Source organism: Streptomyces spinoverrucosus, from assembly GCF_015712165.1.
Taxonomy (GTDB): Bacteria; Actinomycetota; Actinomycetes; order Streptomycetales; family Streptomycetaceae; genus Streptomyces; species Streptomyces spinoverrucosus_A.
Window position 1 is genome coordinate 6,870,684 of record NZ_JADPZX010000001.1, and the last position, 19,116, is coordinate 6,889,799.

Annotated in this window: 15 protein-coding genes; 12 read left to right on the plus strand and 3 right to left on the minus strand. The window is 70.6% G+C overall.

Annotated features, from left to right (window positions below):
- Positions 1–229: 229 nt before the first annotated feature.
- The 12 genes from uvrC to I2W78_RS40835 all read left to right on the plus strand — a co-directional run bounded on the left by uvrC (position 230) and on the right by I2W78_RS40835 (position 15,483).
- Positions 230–2,404, plus strand: coding sequence for an excinuclease ABC subunit UvrC (gene uvrC, locus I2W78_RS31200; protein WP_196463582.1), 2,175 nt, complete (start codon positions 230–232; stop codon positions 2,402–2,404).
- Positions 2,401–3,417, plus strand: coding sequence for an RNase adapter RapZ (rapZ, locus tag I2W78_RS31205; protein WP_196463583.1), 1,017 nt, complete (start codon positions 2,401–2,403; stop codon positions 3,415–3,417). The genes uvrC and rapZ overlap by 4 nt, the downstream gene beginning before the upstream one ends.
- The gene (locus I2W78_RS31210) at positions 3,414–4,481 is read left to right on the plus strand and encodes a gluconeogenesis factor YvcK family protein (RefSeq protein WP_196463584.1); all 1,068 of its coding nucleotides are present in this window, start codon (positions 3,414–3,416) and stop codon (positions 4,479–4,481) included. Before rapZ ends, I2W78_RS31210 begins: the two co-directional genes overlap by 4 nt.
- Entirely contained in the window at positions 4,472–5,461 is a 990-nt protein-coding gene (gene whiA / locus I2W78_RS31215) for a DNA-binding protein WhiA (protein ID WP_196463585.1), read from the plus strand. The genes I2W78_RS31210 and whiA overlap by 10 nt, the downstream gene beginning before the upstream one ends.
- 429 nt (positions 5,462–5,890) lie before the next feature.
- Entirely contained in the window at positions 5,891–8,842 is a 2,952-nt protein-coding gene (locus I2W78_RS31220) for a M14 family metallopeptidase (RefSeq protein WP_196463586.1), read from the plus strand.
- A 227-nt stretch (positions 8,843–9,069) separates the two neighbouring features.
- Positions 9,070–10,077 carry a type I glyceraldehyde-3-phosphate dehydrogenase gene (gene gap / locus I2W78_RS31225; protein ID WP_196463587.1) on the plus strand — a complete coding sequence of 336 codons (1,008 nt, stop codon included), beginning with the start codon at positions 9,070–9,072 and terminating at the stop codon, positions 10,075–10,077.
- Positions 10,078–10,186: 109 nt separating this feature from the next.
- Positions 10,187–11,398, plus strand: coding sequence for a phosphoglycerate kinase (locus I2W78_RS31230; protein WP_196463588.1), 1,212 nt, complete (start codon positions 10,187–10,189; stop codon positions 11,396–11,398).
- 6 nt (positions 11,399–11,404) lie between these two features.
- Entirely contained in the window at positions 11,405–12,181 is a 777-nt protein-coding gene (gene tpiA / locus I2W78_RS31235; RefSeq protein WP_196463589.1) for a triose-phosphate isomerase, read from the plus strand.
- Between the two features lie 144 nt (positions 12,182–12,325).
- On the plus strand, positions 12,326–12,562 hold the full coding sequence (secG, locus tag I2W78_RS31240) for a preprotein translocase subunit SecG (RefSeq protein WP_196463590.1): 237 nt from the start codon (positions 12,326–12,328) through the stop codon (positions 12,560–12,562).
- A 199-nt stretch (positions 12,563–12,761) separates the two neighbouring features.
- On the plus strand, positions 12,762–13,097 hold the full coding sequence (locus I2W78_RS31245; protein WP_003957010.1) for an RNA polymerase-binding protein RbpA: 336 nt from the start codon (positions 12,762–12,764) through the stop codon (positions 13,095–13,097).
- A gap of 155 nt (positions 13,098–13,252) precedes the next feature.
- Entirely contained in the window at positions 13,253–14,902 is a 1,650-nt protein-coding gene (gene pgi / locus I2W78_RS31250; protein WP_196463591.1) for a glucose-6-phosphate isomerase, read from the plus strand.
- A gap of 314 nt (positions 14,903–15,216) precedes the next feature.
- Positions 15,217–15,483 (plus strand): DUF2087 domain-containing protein, encoded by a 267-nt coding sequence (locus I2W78_RS40835; RefSeq protein ID WP_307783995.1) that lies wholly within the window; start codon positions 15,217–15,219, stop codon positions 15,481–15,483.
- A gap of 20 nt (positions 15,484–15,503) precedes the next feature.
- On the opposite strand, the gene I2W78_RS31260 is transcribed toward I2W78_RS40835, so the two are convergent.
- Genes I2W78_RS31260 through I2W78_RS31270 form a run of 3 tightly spaced genes read right to left on the minus strand, consistent with a single transcriptional unit; the run spans position 15,504 to position 19,096 of the window.
- Positions 15,504–17,786 (minus strand): ABC transporter permease, encoded by a 2,283-nt coding sequence (locus I2W78_RS31260; RefSeq protein WP_196463593.1) that lies wholly within the window; start codon positions 17,784–17,786, stop codon positions 15,504–15,506.
- 42 nt (positions 17,787–17,828) lie between these two features.
- Entirely contained in the window at positions 17,829–18,584 is a 756-nt protein-coding gene (locus I2W78_RS31265; protein WP_196463594.1) for an ABC transporter ATP-binding protein, read from the minus strand.
- The gene (locus I2W78_RS31270; RefSeq protein ID WP_196463595.1) at positions 18,581–19,096 is read right to left on the minus strand and encodes a PadR family transcriptional regulator; all 516 of its coding nucleotides are present in this window, start codon (positions 19,094–19,096) and stop codon (positions 18,581–18,583) included. The genes I2W78_RS31265 and I2W78_RS31270 overlap by 4 nt, the downstream gene beginning before the upstream one ends.
- Positions 19,097–19,116 lie beyond the last annotated feature (20 nt).

A 19,116-nucleotide genomic window follows, 5' to 3' on the forward strand; every position in this document is an offset into this window, starting at 1 on the left:
GCGTCGGGCCGTCTTCACATGCGTACGCCGCCGTTCACGGTCCCGAGTTCCTCCGCATTGAAGCGTGTTGACCATGCCTCGACAACACCTGATGCCCAACCGTGGTGTGCTCGTGGCCGAGGTTCGACCGGTGCGTCACGGGGGAGCGCCCACCGTGCCGCCCGGCGGTTCGGCGGGCGTTGTCCACAGGCCCGCCGCGGTGTCACCGCTCGCCAGTAGGGTGTGAGACATGGCCGATCCCTCCAGCTACCGCCCCAGGCCGGGAGACATCCCGGACTCCCCGGGGGTGTACCGATTCCGTGACGAGCACCGCCGGGTGATCTACGTCGGAAAGGCGAAGAGCCTGCGCCAGCGCCTGGCCAACTACTTCCAGGACCTGGCCGGCCTGCACCCGCGCACCCGGAGCATGGTCACCACGGCCGCATCCGTGGAGTGGACGGTGGTGTCCACGGAGGTCGAGGCACTACAGCTGGAGTACTCCTGGATCAAGGAGTACGACCCCCGGTTCAACGTCAAGTACCGCGACGACAAGAGCTACCCGTACCTCGCGGTGACGATGAACGAGCAGTACCCGCGCGTGCAGGTGATGCGCGGCCACAAGAAGAAGGGCGTGCGCTACTTCGGGCCGTACGCGCACGCGTGGGCCATCCGGGACACGGTCGACCTGCTGCTGCGTGTCTTCCCGGTACGCACCTGCTCGACCGGCGTCTTCAAGAACGCACGCCGCACCGGCCGCCCCTGCCTGCTCGGCTACATCGGCAAGTGCTCCGCGCCCTGCGTCGGCCGGATCTCCGACGAGGAGCACATGGAGCTGGCGGAGGAGTTCTGCGACTTCATGACGGGCCGTACGGGCACGTACCTGCGCCGTCTGGAGAAGCAGATGGGGCAGGCGGCCGAGGAGCTGGAGTACGAGCGGGCGGCCCGGCTGCGTGACGACATCGAGGCCCTGAAGAAGGCCATGGAGAAGAACGCGGTCGTGCTCGCCGACGCGACCGACGCCGACCTGATCGCGGTCGCCGAGGACGAGCTGGAAGCGGCCGTGCAGATCTTCCACGTCCGTGGCGGACGGGTGCGCGGCCAGCGTGGCTGGGTCACCGACAAGGTCGAGGAGATCACAACAGGGGCTCTGGTGGAGCACGCCCTGCAGCAGCTGTACGGGGAGGAGACCGGTGACGCGGTCCCCAAGGAGGTACTCGTCCCGGCGCTGCCCGACCCGGTGGAGCCGGTGCAGGAGTGGCTGGCCGTCCGCCGGGGCTCGAACGTCTCGCTGCGGATCCCGCAGCGCGGCGACAAGAAGGCCCTGATGGAGACCGTGCAGCGCAACGCCCTCCAGGCACTGGCGCTGCACAAGACCAAGCGCGCCTCGGACCTGACCACGCGCTCGCGCGCGCTGGAGGAGATCGCCGACGCCCTGGACCTGGACAGCGCCCCGCTGCGGATCGAGTGCTACGACATCTCGCACCTCCAGGGCGACGACGTGGTGGCCTCCATGGTCGTCTTCGAGGACGGGCTGCAGCGCAAGAGTGAGTACCGCCGCTTCCAGATCAAGGGTTTCCGGGGCCAGGACGACGTCCGCTCGATGCACGAGGTGATCACCCGCCGCTTCCGGCGCTACCTCGCCGAGAAGGAGCGGACGGGCGAGTGGGCCGACGGCGAGCCCGCCCTCACCAACGGCGAGCCCGCCCTGGCCGACGGTGGCACAAGCGTCGGCGCCGACGGGGACGCAAGCGCGCTCACCGCCGGTGGCACAAGCGCGCTCACCGCCGGTGGCGCAAGCGCCCTCACCAGCTCCCTCACCGAGGACGACGGTCGCCCCAAGCGCTTCGCCTACCCCCCGCAGCTCGTCGTCGTCGATGGCGGTCAGCCGCAGGTCGCCGCGGCCCAGCGGGCCCTGGACGAGCTCGGCATCGACGACATCGCCGTGTGCGGCCTCGCCAAGCGCCTGGAGGAGGTCTGGCTGCCCGGCGAGGACGACCCGGTCGTCCTGCCCCGCACCAGCGAGGGCCTCTACCTGCTGCAACGCGTCCGCGACGAAGCGCACCGGTTCGCGATCACCTACCAGCGCAGCAAGCGCGCCAAGCGCATCCGCTCCAGTCCCCTGGACGACGTGCCCGGGCTCGGCGAGACGCGCAAACAGGCGCTGATCAAGCACTTCGGGTCGGTGAAGAAGCTACGGTCCGCGACAATCGACGAGATTTGTGAGGTACCGGGCATAGGTCGCAAGACGGCCGAGACGATCGCCGTGGCGCTCGCCCGGACGGCCCCGGCCGCACCCGCCGTGAACACGGCGACTGGAGAGATCATGGAAGACGTGGAAGACGGGGAACCCGAGACGACGGCGGGTACCCCAGGGGAGCCCGTGCCCACGGGCGCCCCGGACGAGCGACGGGGGCAGGAGAGATGACCGAGCACGAGAAGCAGTCCACGGACCGGCGAGATCAGGAACCCAAGGAAACTCACAAGGTGACCGACGAGGATCGCACCCGGCAGGACGCGCCTCAGGACGACGGAGCACAGGTGGGTACGGGCATCGAAGCAGGCGGGGTCCCCGAAGCGGCCATCCCCGAACTGGTGATCATCTCGGGCATGTCCGGAGCCGGACGCTCGACGGCCGCGAAGTGTCTGGAGGACCTCGGCTGGTTCGTGGTCGACAACCTCCCGCCCGCGCTGATCCCCACCATGGTGGAGCTCGGTGCCCGCTCGCAGGGCAATGTGGCGCGGATCGCGGTCGTCGTCGACGTACGCGGCAGGCGTTTCTTCGACAATCTGCGCGAGTCCCTCGCCGACCTCGACACCCGCGGGGTGACCCGGCGGATCGTCTTCCTGGAGTCCTCCGACGAGGCCCTGGTGCGCCGCTTCGAGTCGGTGCGCCGCCCGCACCCCCTGCAGGGCGACGGCAGGATCGTCGACGGCATCGCCGCCGAGCGCGAGCTGCTGCGCGAGCTGCGCGGCGACGCCGACCTGGTGATCGACACCTCCAGCCTCAACGTGCACGAGCTGCGCGCCAAGATGGACGCCCAGTTCGCGGGCGAGGAGGAGCCGGAGCTGCGGGCCACCGTCATGTCCTTCGGCTACAAGTACGGCCTGCCGGTCGACGCCGACCTCGTCGTCGACTGCCGCTTCCTGCCCAACCCGCACTGGGTGCCGGAGCTGCGCCCGTTCACCGGCCTCAACGAGGAGGTGTCGGGCTATGTCTTCAACCAGCCCGGCGCGAAGGAGTTCCTCGACCGGTACGCCGAGCTGCTCCAGCTCATCGCGGCGGGCTACCGGCGTGAGGGCAAGCGGTATGTGACCATCGCGGTCGGCTGCACCGGTGGCAAGCACCGCTCGGTCGCGATGTCGGAGAAGCTCGCCGCGCGCCTGGCGGCCGAGGGTGTGGAAACGGTGGTCGTGCACCGGGACATGGGACGCGAATGACGGGACGTACGTTGCGGCTGAGCCGGCTGCGCAGGGTCACCCCCGAGGGGCGGGGCGGCCGGCTCACCGAGTCCCGGGGCGGCCGCCCGCGCCGCCGGGGCACCCAGCCCAAGGTGGTCGCCCTCGGCGGCGGCATGGGACTGTCCGCCTCGCTCGCCGCGCTGCGCCGGATCACCGGCGACCTCACCGCCGTCGTCACCGTGGCCGACGACGGCGGCTCCAGCGGCCGGCTCCGCGACGAGCTGGGCGTGCTGCCGCCCGGCGATCTGCGCAAGGCGCTCGCCGCGCTGTGCGGCGACGACGACTGGGGCCAGACCTGGGCCCGGGTCATCCAGCACCGCTTCCAGTCCGGCGGCGAGATGCACGGCCACGCGGTCGGCAACCTGCTGATCGTCGCCCTGTGGGAGCAGCTCGGCGACCACGTCCTGGCCCTCGACCTGGTCGGCAAGCTGCTCGGCGCGCACGGGCGCGTGCTGCCCATGTCCGCCGTGCCGCTGGAACTCCAGGCGTTGGTCAGGGGGCACGATCGGGAGCGGCCCGACGACCTCGACACCGTCCGCGGACAGGCGAACGTCGCCCTCACGCCCGGCGAGGTGCAGTCCGTGCACCTGGTGCCGAACGATCCGCCCGCCGTCCCGGAGGCCGTCGAGGCGGTGCTGGACGCCGACTGGGTGGTGCTCGGCCCCGGCTCCTGGTTCTCCTCGGTCATCCCGCATCTGCTCGTGCCCGAGCTGCTGGACGCCCTGACGGAGACGAAGGCACGCCGGGTACTCTCGCTGAACCTCGCCCCGCAGCCCGGAGAAACCGAGGGCTTCTCCCCGCAGCGTCATTTGGAGGTTTTGGGACGACACGCCCCTAAACTCGCCCTGGACGTGGTGCTGGCCGACGAGGCCGCCGTGCCCGACCGCGACTCCCTGACCGACGCCGCCAAGCGTTTCGGGGCCGCGGTCGAGCTGGCGCCGGTGGCCCGGACGGACGGAACTCCGCGGCACGACCCGGAGCTGCTGGCCGCCGCGTACGACCGTATTTTTCGGATGCATGGAAGGATCGGCCCATGGCGATGACGGCAGCGGTGAAGGACGAGATCTCCCGGCTCCCCGTCACCCGGACCTGCTGCAGGAAGGCGGAGGTCTCCGCCATCCTGCGGTTCGCCGGCGGCCTTCACCTGGTCAGCGGGCGCATCGTGATCGAGGCGGAGCTCGACACCGCGATGGCGGCGCGGCGGCTGAAGCGGGACATCCTGGAGATCTTCGGGCACAGCTCGGAACTGATCGTGATGGCTCCGGGTGGCCTGCGGCGCGGTTCGCGGTACGTCGTTCGGGTCGTCGCCGGTGGCGACCAGCTGGCCCGGCAAACCGGCCTGGTCGACGGCCGGGGCCGCCCGATCCGGGGTCTGCCCCCGCAGGTGGTCTCGGGGGCCACCTGCGACGCCGAGGCGGCCTGGCGCGGGGCCTTCCTGGCGCACGGTTCGCTCACCGAGCCCGGCCGCAGCTCCTCCCTGGAGGTGACCTGCCCGGGCCCCGAGGCCGCGCTCGCCCTGGTCGGCGCCGCCCGCCGCCTGTCGATCGCCGCGAAGGCCCGTGAGGTGCGGGGCGTTGACCGGGTCGTCGTCCGCGACGGTGACGCGATCGGCGCGCTGCTCACCCGGCTCGGCGCCCACGAGTCGGTGCTGGCCTGGGAGGAGCGGCGAATGCGCCGCGAGGTCCGTGCCACCGCCAACCGGCTCGCCAACTTCGACGACGCCAACCTGCGCCGGTCCGCGCGCGCGGCGGTCGCCGCCGGGGCCCGGGTCGCCCGTGCGCTGGAGATCCTCGCCGACGACGTTCCCGAGCACCTCGCCGCGGCCGGCCGCCTGCGCATGGAGCACAAGCAGGCCTCGCTGGAGGAGCTGGGCGCGCTGGCCGATCCGCCGCTGACCAAGGACGCCGTCGCGGGGCGGATCCGCCGCCTGCTCGCCATGGCCGACAAGCGGGCGGCCGACCTGGGGATCCCGGGTACGGAGGCGAACCTCAGCGATGAACTGGCGGACAATCTCGCCGGCTGACGCCCCGTCGGACACACCGGTGCCGACACCTGAATGAGGAGGTCCGGCACCGGCGTCACGCCCACTCCCACCCCGGCGTCACGCCCGCGTCAGCCTCACTCCCGCACCCGCATTACGTCCGCGCCGACCCGCAGGCCCGCGCCGACCCGCACGCCCGCCGACCCGCACGCCCGCCCCGGCGTCACTCCCGCACCCGCATCACGCCCCCCGCCGACCCCACTCCCGCCCCCGGCATCACGTCCGCCCCGGCGTCACGCCCGCGAACCGGCCTCACCCCGACTCCCCCTCAACCCCGCCACCCCTGACACCACACCGGCATCCACCTGATGCCGGCGCCGCAACACCCCTGAGGCGCTCTTGACTTGACCATGCCCTGTCATGAGCCTGGCATCCACTCGCCACTGTGGCGAACCACCGCAAGGGGGGTTCATGAGACGAAGAGCGAGATCGATCCTCGCCGCCGGCGCACTCCTGCTGGGCGCCCTCACCCTGGCACCCTTGGCCCAGGCCGACGAGAAGGCATCCGACCCCGACACCGAAGAGGTCAAGGTCTTCCGCGCCGACGTCACCAAGCAGCAGGTACCCCTGCTGCTCGCCACCGGACAGGACAGTCACGAACTCGGCGAACAGATCCCCGACAAGGGCACCGCCACCGTCGAGGTCTACCTCACCGACAAACAGGCCGAGAAACTCCAGAAGCAGGGCGTCGACCTCAAGGAGCACACCCTCTCGCCGCAGGCACGCGCACGCGTGGCCGCCGCCGGCGACGGAGTCTTCCGGCCGTACAGCGGCAAGGGCAACCTCAAGGAGGAGATCCTCAGGACCGCCCAGGAGCACCCGTCCCTGACCAAGGTGGTCTCCATCGGCAAGTCCCTCCAGGGACAGGACATCCTCGCCCTGAAGCTCACCAAGAACGCCAGGAAGAGCAAGGACGGCGCCAAGCCCTCCGTCCTCTATCTCTCCAACCAGCATGCGCGCGAGTGGATCACCCCGGAGATGACCCGGCGGCTGATGCACCACTACCTGGACACCTACGCCACCGACAAGCGCATCAAGAAGATCGTCGACACCACCGAGCTGTGGTTCGTGCTCTCGGCCAACCCCGACGGCTACGACTGGACGCACCACCCCGACGGCGACCGCCAGTGGCGCAAGAACATGCGCGACAACAACGGCGACGGCGCCCACACGATCGGCGACGGTGTCGACCTCAACCGCAACTTCGCCTACAAGTGGGGCTACGACGACGAGGGTTCGTCCCCGTACCCCACCAGCCAGACCTACCGCGGCCCCGGCCCGAACTCCGAGCCCGAGACCAAGGCACTGGACGCCTTCGAACGACGCATCGGCTTCGAGTACGGCATCAACTACCACTCCGCCGCCGAACTGCTCCTCTACGGCGTCGGCTGGCAGGTCGCCACACCCACCCCGGACGACGTCCTGTACAAGTCCCTCGCCGGTACGCCGGAGAACTCCGCGATCCCCGGCTACCACCCGCAGCTCTCCTCCGAGCTCTACACCACCAACGGCGAGGCGGACGGGCACGCGGCCAACGTCAACGGCACGGCGATGTTCACCCCGGAGATGTCCACCTGCCAGTCCGTGTCGAACGTCGACCCGAACGACGCCTGGAACCCCGCCGACTGCGCGTCGATCTTCACCTTCCCGGACGACGAGAAGCTGATCCAGCAGGAGTTCGAGAAGAACATCCCGTTCGCGCTCTCCGTCGCCGAGTCCGCCGCCCGTCCCGACCGGCCCAGGTCCTCGGTCGGCATCGACGCCCCCGACTTCACCCCGGCGCCGTTCACGACGTCGTACTCCCGCGGCGCCGACCAGGAGGTCTCCGTCGTCGTACGCAAGTCCGTGCGCGACAAGGAGCTCAAGTACCGCGTCAACGGCGGCCGTACGCACGACATGCGGCTGCGGCCCTGGAAGGGCGGTGAGACGTACGGTGGTGAGGACAACCTCTACTTCGACGAGTACCGGGCGAAGGTCGCCGACGGCGACCCCGGAGACAGGGTCGAGGTCTGGTTCACCGGCGAGACCAGGTCCGGAAAGCGCACCGAGAGCGAGCGCTTCACCTACACGGTCGCCGAACGGCCGCGCGCCGACGTGCTCGTCGTCGCCGAGGAGGGCGCACCCGCGACCCAGGCGCAGACGTACGTCGACGCGCTGAAGGCCAACGGTGAGCGGGCCGTCGTCTGGGACGTCGCCACCCAGGGCGCACCGGACGCGTTCGGCGTGCTGACGCACTTCGACACGGTCGTCCACTACACCGGCGCCGTCCGGCCCGGCAACGCCACCCAGCTCGAACTGCGCGCCTACCTCAACGAGGGCGGCAAACTGATCGAGGCGGGCGAGACGGCCGGCGGCTCGGTCGACCTCGGCGGCGGCACCCTGTCGAACGACTTCAGCCAGTACTACCTGGGCGCCCACACCCGTACGTCCCTGCCGGGCGTCACCGGCTTCACCGGCACCGGCGCCCTCGCCGGCGTCACGGCCCCGCTCGGCGACGCGCCCGGCAACCCGCTGAACACCGCCGGATCGTTCGGCGTCACCTCCGACACCCTGCCCGTGGAGACGTTCCCGCAGTTCGAGAGCGCCGGCGCGGGCCAGTACCCGGGGACCGTCAACCCGTACGGCCCGTACGAGGGCGCGTCCATGGCGGCCGTCACGCACTCCGACTACGCCTGGAACCGCCTGACCCGCACCATCGACCTCACCTCCGTGAGCGCGGCCGACGCCCCGACCCTGCGCACCCGGCTGCTGTGGGACACCGAGGCGGGCTACGACCACGCCGTACTCGAGGCGCACACCGCAGGGGCCGACGACTGGACCACGCTGCCGGAGAAGGGCGGCGCCACCGGCACCGCCGTACCCGCCGAGTGCGAGGCCGGGTTCTTCCTCCAGACGCACCCGGCGCTCCAGCGGTACCTGACCCGCGGCGACGGCGGCTGCACGCCCACCGGTACCAGCGGCTCCTGGAACAGCTTCAGCGGCGCCTCCGACCGTTGGCAGCAGGTCGAGTTCGACCTCTCCGCGTACGCCGGGAAGACGGTCGAGGTCTCACTCAGCTACATCACCGACCCCGGCACCGGCGGCCACGGCGTCCTCGCCGACAACGCCACCGTCGTCGTCGGCGGTGCGGCGGGGCAGACCGACGGCTTCGAGACCTCGCTCGGCGCCTGGACCACCCCCGGACCGCCCGTCGGCAGCCCGGCGGTGGTCAAGGACTGGGGGCTGTCCGGGGAACTGTTCAAGACATATGGAGCGGTCACCACGGACGACACCGTGCTGCTCGGTTTTGGACTGGAACACGTCAGCGCGGCGACCGACCGCAGGGATCTGATCGGCGAGGCGCTCACCGCGCTCGACGAGTGAACACCAGGTCAACGGCCACCAACTGTTCGTAGTCATATCGGGTGATCGGGTCGCATGGCTCGGGCGGTCCGTACCCCTACTGGCGGGTACGGACCGCACTGCCGTGTATGGGCCATCTCGATGTCACCCCAGGGGCTTCAGGGAGGTAGGGTCGTAGGCGGTCGGGGACATCCCAAACAGAGCTCGCCGGCACCGCATGGCCGGCGTACCAACGAGGAGATCGGTTCGTGACGATCCGCGTAGGCATCAACGGCTTCGGCCGCATCGGTCGTAACTACTTCCGCGCGCTGCTGGAGCAGGGTGCAGACATCGAGATCGTGGCTGTCAACGACCTGGGTGACACCGCGACCACCGCTCACCTGCTGAAGTACGACACCATCCTGGGCCGCCTCAAGCAGGAGGTCACGCACACCGCCGACACCATCACCGTCGACGGCCACACCATCAAGGTGCTGTCCGAGCGCAACCCCGCCGACATCCCGTGGGGCGAGCTGGGCGTCGACATCGTCATCGAGTCGACCGGCATCTTCACCAAGAAGGAAGACGCCGCGAAGCACATCGCCGGTGGCGCGAAGAAGGTCCTCATCTCGGCTCCGGCCAAGGACGAGGACATCACCATCGTGATGGGCGTCAACCAGGACAAGTACGACCCGGCGAACCACCACGTCATCTCCAACGCCTCCTGCACCACCAACTGTGTGGCGCCGATGGCGAAGGTGCTCGACGAGAACTTCGGCATCGTCAAGGGCCTGATGACGACGGTCCACGCGTACACGAACGACCAGCGCATCCTGGACTTCCCGCACAAGGACCTGCGCCGCGCCCGTGCCGCCGCGGAGAACATCATCCCGACCACCACCGGTGCCGCCAAGGCCACCGCCCTGGTCCTGCCGCAGCTCAAGGGCAAGCTGGACGGCATCGCCATGCGCGTCCCGGTCCCGACCGGCTCGGCCACCGACCTCGTCGTGGAGCTGTCGCGCGAGGTCACCAAGGACGAGGTCAACGCCGCCTTCAAGAAGGCGTCCGAGGGCGAGCTGCAGGGCTACCTGTCCTACACGGAGGACCCGATCGTCTCCTCCGACATCGTCAGCGACCCGGCGTCCTGCACCTTCGACTCCTCCCTGACCATGGTCCAGGAGGGCAACTCGGTGAAGATCCTCGGCTGGTACGACAACGAGTGGGGCTACTCCAACCGCCTCGTCGACCTCACGGTCTTCGTCGGCAACCAGCTCTGAGCAGCTTCCACAGGCACCTCGATGTGAGGGCAGGGCTCGGGCAGCGCGCGCCGCGTTGTCCGAGCCCTGACTCACGTACAGATCGACCAGCCCTCCTCAGGAGTCCCCTATGAAGACGATCGACGAACTCCTCGCCGACGGTGTGGCAGGCAAGCGGGTCTTCGTCCGCGCCGACCTCAACGTGCCGCTGGACGGCACCACCATCACCGACGACGGCCGGATCCGCGCGGTACTGCCCACCGTGAAGGCGCTGGCCGAGGCGGGCGCCCGCGTGGTCGTCGCCTCGCACCTGGGCCGTCCCAAGGGCGCCCCGGACCCCGCCTTCTCGCTCGCCCCGGCCGCCGCCCGGCTCGGTGAACTCCTCGGCACCGAGGTCAAGTTCGCCACCGACACGGTCGGCGACTCCGCGCAGGCCACCGTCGGCTCCCTCGCCGACGGCCAGGTCGCGGTCATCGAGAACCTGCGCTTCAACGCCGGCGAGACAAGCAAGGACGACGCCGAGCGCGGCGCCTTCGCCGACCAGCTCGCCGCCCTCGCCGACGTGTACGTGGGCGACGGCTTCGGCGCCGTGCACCGGGGGCACGCCTCGGTCTTCGACCTGCCGAAGAAGCTGCCGCACTACGCCGGCTACCTCATCGCCACCGAGGTCGGCGTCCTGAAGAAGCTCACCGACGACGTCAAGCGCCCCTACGTCGTCGCGCTCGGCGGCGCCAAGGTCTCCGACAAGCTCGCCGTGATCGACCAGCTCCTCGGCAAGGCCGACCGCCTGCTCATCGGCGGCGGCATGGCCTACACCTTCCTGAAGGCCAAGGGCTACGAGGTCGGCATCTCCCTCCTCCAGGAGGACCAGGTCCCGGCCGTCACCGAGTACATGGAGCGCGCCGAGAAGAGCGGCGTCGAGCTGGTGCTGCCGGTGGACGTCCTGGTCTCCACCGAGTTCCCGGACCTGAAGACCAAGGCCCCGGCCAACCCCACCACCGTCGCCGCGGACGCCATCCCGGCCGACGAGGAGGGCCTGGACATCGGTCCGGAGACCCGCAAGCTGTACGCCTCGAAACTCGCCGACGCCGCCACCGTCTTCTGGAACGGCCCCATGGGCGTCTTCGAGCACCCCGACTACGCCGAGGGCACCAAGGCGGTCGCCCAGGCCCTCGTCGACTCCAAGGGCTTCACCGTGGTCGGCGGCGGCGACTCCGCCGCGGCCGTGCGCACCCTGGGCTTCGACGAGAACGCATTCGGCCACATCTCGACCGGCGGCGGCGCCTCCCTCGAATACCTCGAGGGCAAGACGCTCCCCGGCCTCGCCGCACTGGAGGACTGACTCTTTATGAGCACGCGCACGCCGCTGATGGCGGGCAACTGGAAGATGAACCTCAACCACCTCGAGGCCATCGCCCACACCCAGAAGCTCGCCTTCGCCCTGGCCGACAAGGACTACGAGGCCGTCGAGGTCGTCGTCCTGCCGCCCTTCACCGACCTGCGCTCCGTGCAGACCCTGGTCGAGCACGACAAGCTGAAGATCAAGTACGGTGCCCAGGACATCTCGGTGCACGACGGCGGTGCCTACACCGGCGAGATCTCCGGCCCCATGCTGGCCAAGCTGAGGTGCACATACGTGGCGATCGGTCACTCCGAGCGCCGCCAGTACCACGGCGAGTCCGACGAGCTGGTGAACGCCAAGGTCAAGGCCGCCTTCAAGAACGGCATCACCCCGATCCTGTGCGTCGGCGAGGAGCTGGACGTCCGCGAAGCGGGCAACCACGTCACTCACACCCTCACCCAGGTCGAGGGCGGCCTCCAGGGCGTCCCGGCCGAGCAGGCCGAGACCGTCGTGATCGCCTACGAGCCCGTGTGGGCCATCGGCACCGGCAAGGTCTGCGGCGCCGAGGACGCCCAGGAAGTCTGCGCCGCCATCCGCGGCAAGATCGCCGAGCTGTACTCCCAGGACGTGGCCGACAAGGTCCGCATCCAGTACGGCGGCTCCGTGAAGGCCGGCAACGTCGCCGAGATCATGGCGCAGGCCGACATCGACGGCGCGCTGGTCGGCGGGGCCTCGCTGGACGCGGACGAGTTCGTCAAGATCGTGCGCTTCCGCGACCAGTGAATCGACCGGTGAATCGACCGGTGAGTCGATCAGTGAGTCGATCAGTGAGTATGCGGTAGCGGCGATCCGTCGTACCCTTGCGGGGGCATAGCTGAAACGCTGTGCCCCCGTCGTTCATCCGTATCCGAGGAAGTTGGTCCAGCCGTGGTTTTGGGGTTCTCGATCGCCCTGATCGTCTTCAGCCTGCTGCTGATGCTGCTGGTGCTGATGCACAAGGGGAAGGGCGGCGGCCTCTCCGACATGTTCGGTGGCGGCATGCAGTCGTCCGTCGGCGGCTCCTCCGTCGCCGAGCGCAACCTGGACCGGATCACCGTGGTGGTCGGTCTGCTGTGGTTCGCGTGCATCGTCGTACTCGGCATTCTTATGAAGATCAACAGCTGAGCTGCCCACGCGTTTCGCACGTAACGCCCCATGTTCGGTACGCGCAGCTGAGCGCGGCCTATCATGGGGCTTGCGTCTAGGTGTGGGGGCTGTAACTCCAATCACTGGACGCGCGTTGGGCCTTACGTAGACTGAGGCGCTCGCGGCGAAGCGGAACGCCGACTCGCTTCGCGGCACCATCACGCAGGGAGTTACGACCGTGGCAAGTGGCAACGCGATCCGAGGAAGCCGGGTCGGGGCGGGGCCGATGGGCGAGGCCGAGCGCGGCGAGTCCGCGCCCCGGCTGCGCATCTCCTTCTGGTGCTCCAACGGGCACGAGACCCAGCCCAGCTTCGCCAGCGACGCGCAGGTTCCCGACACCTGGGACTGCCCGCGCTGCGGCTTCCCGGCCGGACAGGACCGGGACAACCCGCCGGACCCGCCGCGCACCGAGCCGTACAAGACGCATCTGGCGTACGTACGGGAGCGGCGCAGCGACGCGGACGGCGAGGCGATCCTCGCCGAGGCGCTCGCCAAACTGCGGGGCGAGATCTAGGAGTTGAACCCGGCCGGGCACCGAGCGGTGCCCGGCCGGACCTGCTTGGTCTTCAGGTCGCTGATACCTGTGGTCAAGGTGAACGTACCTGTTGTTGCACGGCACGACGACGCGACGACAGGTCACGTCCTGAGCTGATCAACTAGGTTGGGACCATGAACGCAGACGGCCGTACCAGGCTGAATCAGACACCCGAGTGGACCGCTCTGGCCAAGCACCGTGAGGAGTTCGCGGACACCCATCTGCGGGATCTGTTCGCGGCGAACCCCGGGCGCGGCTCCGGCTACACGCTCCAGGTCGGTGACCTGTTCGTCGACTACTCCAAGCACCTCGTCACCGACGAGACGCTGCGGCTGCTGCGCGAGCTGGCCGCCGCCACCGACGTCTTCGGGCTGCGGGACGCCATGTTCCGCGGCGAGAAGATCAACACCACCGAGAACCGCGCCGTCCTGCACACCGCGCTGCGCGCACCCCGGGACGCCGTCATCGAGGTCGACGGGGAGAACGTCGTGCCCGGCGTGCACGCCGTGCTCGACAAGATGGCCGACTTCGCCGAGCGGGTCCGGTCGGGGGAGTGGACCGGGCACACCGGCAAGCGGATCCGCAATGTCGTCAACGTCGGCATCGGCGGCTCCGACCTCGGCCCGGCGATGGCGTACGAGGTGCTGCGGGCCTTCACCGACCGCGAGCTGACCGTCCGTTTCGTCTCCAACGTCGACGGTGCCGACCTGCACGAGGCGACCCGCGACCTGGACCCGGCCGAGACGCTGTTCATCATCGCGTCCAAGACCTTCACCACCATCGAGACGGTCACCAACGCCACCTCCGCGCGCAAGTGGCTGCTGGCCGCCCTCGGTGACGAGTCGGCCGTGGCCAAGCACTTCGTCGCTCTGTCGACGAACGCCGAGAAGGTCGCCGAGTTCGGCATCGACACGGCCAACATGTTCGAGTTCTGGGACTGGGTCGGCGGCCGCTACTCCTACGACTCCGCGATCGGCCTCTCGCTGATGATCGCCATCGGCCCGGACCGCTTCCGGGAGATGCTCGACGGCTTCCACCTCGTCGACGAGCACTTCCGCACCGCCCCCGCCGAGTCCAACGTGCCGCTGCTGCTGGGCCTGCTCGGCATCTGGTACGGCAACTTCCACGACGCCCAGTCGCACGCCGTACTGCCGTACTCGCACTACCTGTCGAAGTTCACGGCGTATCTGCAGCAGCTCGACATGGAGTCCAACGGCAAGTACGTCGGCCGGGACGGCCGTGAGGTGGAGTGGCAGACCGGGCCGGTCGTCTGGGGCACGCCCGGCACCAACGGGCAGCACGCCTACTACCAGCTCATCCACCAGGGCACCAAGCTGATCCCGGCGGACTTCATCGGCTTCGCCGAGCCGGTCGCCGAGATGAGTGCCGAGCTGAAGGCCCAGCACGACCTGCTGATGGCCAACTTCTTCGCCCAGACCCAGGCGCTGGCCTTCGGTAAGACGCCGGAAGAGGTGCGTGCGGAGGGCGTGCCGGAGGAACTGGTCACGCACAAGACGTTCAAGGGCAACCACCCGACGACCACGATCCTCGCGCGCGAGCTGACCCCGTCGGTGCTCGGCCAGCTGGTCGCCCTCTACGAGCACAAGGTGTTCGTGCAGGGCGCGGTGTGGAACATCGACTCCTTCGACCAGTGGGGCGTCGAGCTCGGCAAGGTCCTCGCCAAGCGCGTCGAGCCCGCGCTGACCGAGGGCGCCGAGGTGCCCGGCCTGGACGCGTCCACCCAGTCCCTGGTCGCCAAGTACCGCCAGCTGCGCGGCCGTTGAGCCGTAGCGGCCCTAAAAACTGGATGCGCGGCCGGCTTCCGGCGGGTGACACTGCTCCGGCTCCGTCACCCGCCGGAAGGACACACACCATGGACCAGCTCCTGGCCGCGCTCGCCGACCCGGAACGGCTGAAGCTGTACGCCCGTATCGTGCTGGAGGACCTGCCGCCCCGCGAGGAGGACTCTCCCGCCGTGCGCAAACACCTGGGGCGCCTGATCTCGGCGGGCCTGGTGGAACGCCTGCCCGACGGCTCCCTGCGGGCCGACCCGACGGTCTTCCGCCGCGCACGCCCCGCCGAGCCGGCACAGACCGGTGTGCCCCGGCGCCTGACCGGGTTCTTCGCCCACGGGCGACTGACGTCGATCCCGGTCCGTCCGGTCGTACGCCGCGAACTGCTGGAGCATCTGACGCAGACCCTCTTCGAGGCCGACCGCGGCTACACCGAGCGCGAGGTCAACGACGCGTTCCGCACCGTCCACGACGACACCTCCGCGCTGCGCCGCTACTGCGTGGAGAGCGGTCTGCTCGTGCGGGAGCGCGACGGCAGCAGCTACCGGCGCGTCACCGCCGTCACCGTCTGACGGCGTCGTCGAGGCCGCGCTCAGGCCACCGCGCTGAGCGTGTCGGCGAGGCGGCGGCGGGCCGCGCGGGCCGCGGGCAGGGCGGCGAGGGCGGCGGCGCCCAGCACGGCGGCCGCGCCGAACAGCAGCAGAAGGCCGGGTGACGGACCCTGCGCCAGCCCGGCGCCGATGCCGCTGGATCTGCCCTGGGCGTCGATCAGCCAGCGCGCCAGCGGCAGCCCCAGGGCCGTGCCGAGCAGGACCGCGCACAGAGCGGTGCAGGCGGTGGCCGTGACCGTGACGGCGGTGATCTGTCGTGGGGACAGGCCGACGGCCTTGAGCGCCAGCAGATCCCGCTCGCCCTCGCGGACGGTGCCGCCGATCACGGTGAGCAGTTCGACGATCCCGATGAGGGCGAGCACGGCGATCAGGCCGAGCACCACCCCGCGCAGCGACGACAGCCCGTCCACCGGATTCGGCACGGCGTGCACGTCCAGGTGCCCGCCGGCGGCCGTGGCCAGGTCGACCGCGACCTCCTGCGGGTCGGCGCCCGGTCGCAGGCGCAGGTCGTAGCGGGTGGGGCCCAGCTCCGGGTCGTTCTCGCGGAGTGTGTCGAGCGAGGTGGAGATGACCCGGCCGGCGTTCTCCGGCTCGATGCTGCGGCCCACGATGTGCAGGATCTGCGGCTGGTCGCCCACGGTCATCCGCACCCAGTCGCCGACGCGTACGTCGAGCAGGTCGAGCAGTCCCTGCCCGGCCACCGCCTCGTCCCTGCCGTGCGCCGGGCGGCCCTCGGCCACCGCGTACGGGTAGGGGTCCTGGCGGGTGCCGAGACCGCGCAGGGCGATCGTGCCGGTCTGGCCCGGCACCAGGGCCGCCACCTCGACGCCCGGGTGGGCGGCGATGATGCGCGGGTCGCGGTCGAGCAGGGCGCGGACCTCGCGGTCGCCGACCTCGCCGTCCGGGCGGACGGTGAGCGCGGCGGCCAGGCCGACCTGCTCGGGCCTGCTGTGGAAGCGGTCGATGGTGGTCCAGGCGCTCATCGCCACCACGATCAGCAGCAGCGGCAGCGCCAGCCGGGCGACGGTCGCCGGGGTGCGCGGGCGGCGGGCGAACGCCTTGTGCCAGCCCAGGACCAGCGCGGGCGGCAGCCGCAGCCCCAGCGCACCGCGCGCCGCGCGCGACAGCCGTCCGGCCGCCGGAGCGGCGGTTCGGGGCACGGGCACCGGGGGCACCCGTCCCGCCCGCCAGGCCGCGAGCCCGGTGGTCGCGGCGATGAACAGCACGGCGGCCACCGGTATCCCGACCAGGGCGGCGGTGTGCCCCGGCAGCCCCTGCCACACGCCGACCGCCTCCCCGAGGCGGCCCGGGATCCGGCTGCCCAGGCCTTCCGTGAGCGCCGCCGCTGCCACCGCGCCGAGCAGGGCGTACGCGACGTGCTGGAGCAGGAAGACCCGGACGACCTGGCCAGGCGTGAAGCCGATCGCCTTCAGCACGGAGATGTCCCGCAGATGGCCCCGGATCCGGGTGCCGATCGCCCCGTGCACGGCCAGCCCGGCGGCCAGCAGGGCACCCAGCCCGAACAGGCCCAGCACCTGGCCGAGCAGCCGGGTGTCGCCCTGTGCCTCGGACCGGGCCTGCTGCCAGGTGGAGACCTCGCTGACCGCGCCGGCCCCGAGCACGGTGACGGCGCGCTGGACGGCGTAGTCCGTCTCGCCCGGATCCGTCAGGCGCAGGCCGGTCACCTCGCCGTCCGGGGCGCGTACGGCGGACGGCAGCGCCCACACGAGCCCCGGGCGCTCACCGGGGCGGTAGCGCGGCTCGGCGCTGTCGGCGATCCCGGCGACGGTGAGCGTGCGGGCGGTGCCGGGCAGGGTGAGGACGTCGCCGGGCTGGGCGAGCAGGGCGCGGGCCAGGTGGCTCTCCAGCACCACACCGTCGGGGTGTGCGCCGTCCAGCCAGCGGCCCGAGGCGAGCAGCGGGCGCCCGGCGGCGGGGGTGGCGGTGGTGCCGCGCAGTTCGACGGAGGCGCGGATGCCGCGGGCGGCGACGGTGACGGACTCGGTGGGGTAGGGGCCCGCGACGGACTCGACGCCGTCCAGGCCGGAGAGCTTGCCCGCGTCGGCGGAGGGCGTGGTGTGGAGCCACACGTGCGCGTCCCGGGACTGGGTGAACACGCGCTGCCAGGGGTTGGTGGCGTAGCCGAAGAGCGCCGTCGCCAGCAGCAGCGAGGCGACGACTCCGGCGGTCGCGAGCACGATGAACAGCGCCTCACCACGGTGCGCCCGCAGATCGGACCGCACCCAGCGCAGGGTCGCTCGCACGGGCGTCAGCCCCTCGGCACGCAATGGTCGTACACCCGCATGTCAGTCCCTGAGCTCCAGCACACCGGATATGCCGGACCGGCGCGAGGGCGTGGCGCCGTCGAGTTCCGCGTCGTCCGCGATCCGTCCGTCGAAGAAGCTGATGACCCGGTCCGCGGCGCTTGCCAGCCGGGCGTCGTGGGTGACCAGCAGGATCGTTTGGCCACGCTGGTGGAAGCGGGACAGCAGGCGCATCACCTCGCGGGTGCCCCGGCTGTCCAGGCTGCCGGCGGGTTCGTCGGCCAGCAGCAGCGGCGGATGGTTGACCAGGGCGCGGGCCAGCGCCACCCGCTGCTGCTCACCGCCGGACAGCTCGCCCGGCATGCTGCGCTCCTTGCCGTCAAGACCCAGTTCGGCCAGCAGCGCCTGACGCTCGGCGCGCGCCCGCTTCGGCGGCACCCCGGCGAGGAGGGCGGGCAGCTCGACGTTGTCCGCGACCGACAGGTTGGAGACCAGGTTGAAGAACTGGAAGACGATCCCGATGCGCCGCCGGCGCTCCACCGCCCAGCGCGCCTCGCTGTAGGCGTCCGTGCGCTCGCCGTCCAGCCAGATGCTGCCGCTGTCCGGACGCTGGAGTCCGCCGAGCAGATGCAGCAGCGTCGACTTGCCCGCGCCGGACGGGCCGGTCACGGCCACGAACTCGCCCCGCGCCACACACAGATCGACCCCGCGCACGGCATGTGCCGGGGCACCCTCGCCGTGGTGCGTCTTGACCAGGGCCTCGGCGCGCAGCGCAGGAGTGGGGTGGTGCTCGCTCACTCCGACTCCTCCAGTTCCTCCTGGCAGCGCTCCAACCAGTCCAGGTCGGCCTGCAGATGCAGCATCGCGCCCTCGATCAGCAGCTGGGCGATGCGGTTGTCCCGGTTCTCGGCGGCTGCCAGCTTCGACAGACTGCGCATGGTGTTCAGATACTGGCGCCGCTGTCTGTTGATCAGCGCGATCCGGTCGGCCAGCCCGGTCTGCGGGGCGAGCGCGAGCTTCATGAAGAACTCGTCCCGGACCCGCGGTTCGTCCGCCGTCTCCTCGTACCAGGCGTGCAGCGCCTCCCGCCCGGCGTCGGTGAGGTGGTAGATCCTCTTGTTGGGCCGGCTCGACTGCTCGACCTCCTCGCCCTCGATCAGTCCCGACTTCTCGAGGCGGCCGAGGGTGACGTAGATCTGGCCGATGTTCGGCTGAGGGTACGCGGCGCCCAGCAGTTGCTCAAGGTCCTGCTTCAGCTCATAGCCGTGGGCCGGGCCGCGCGCGAGGAGTGCCAGGAGGGGCAGGCGCACTCGTGCTCTCCTCCTCGCGT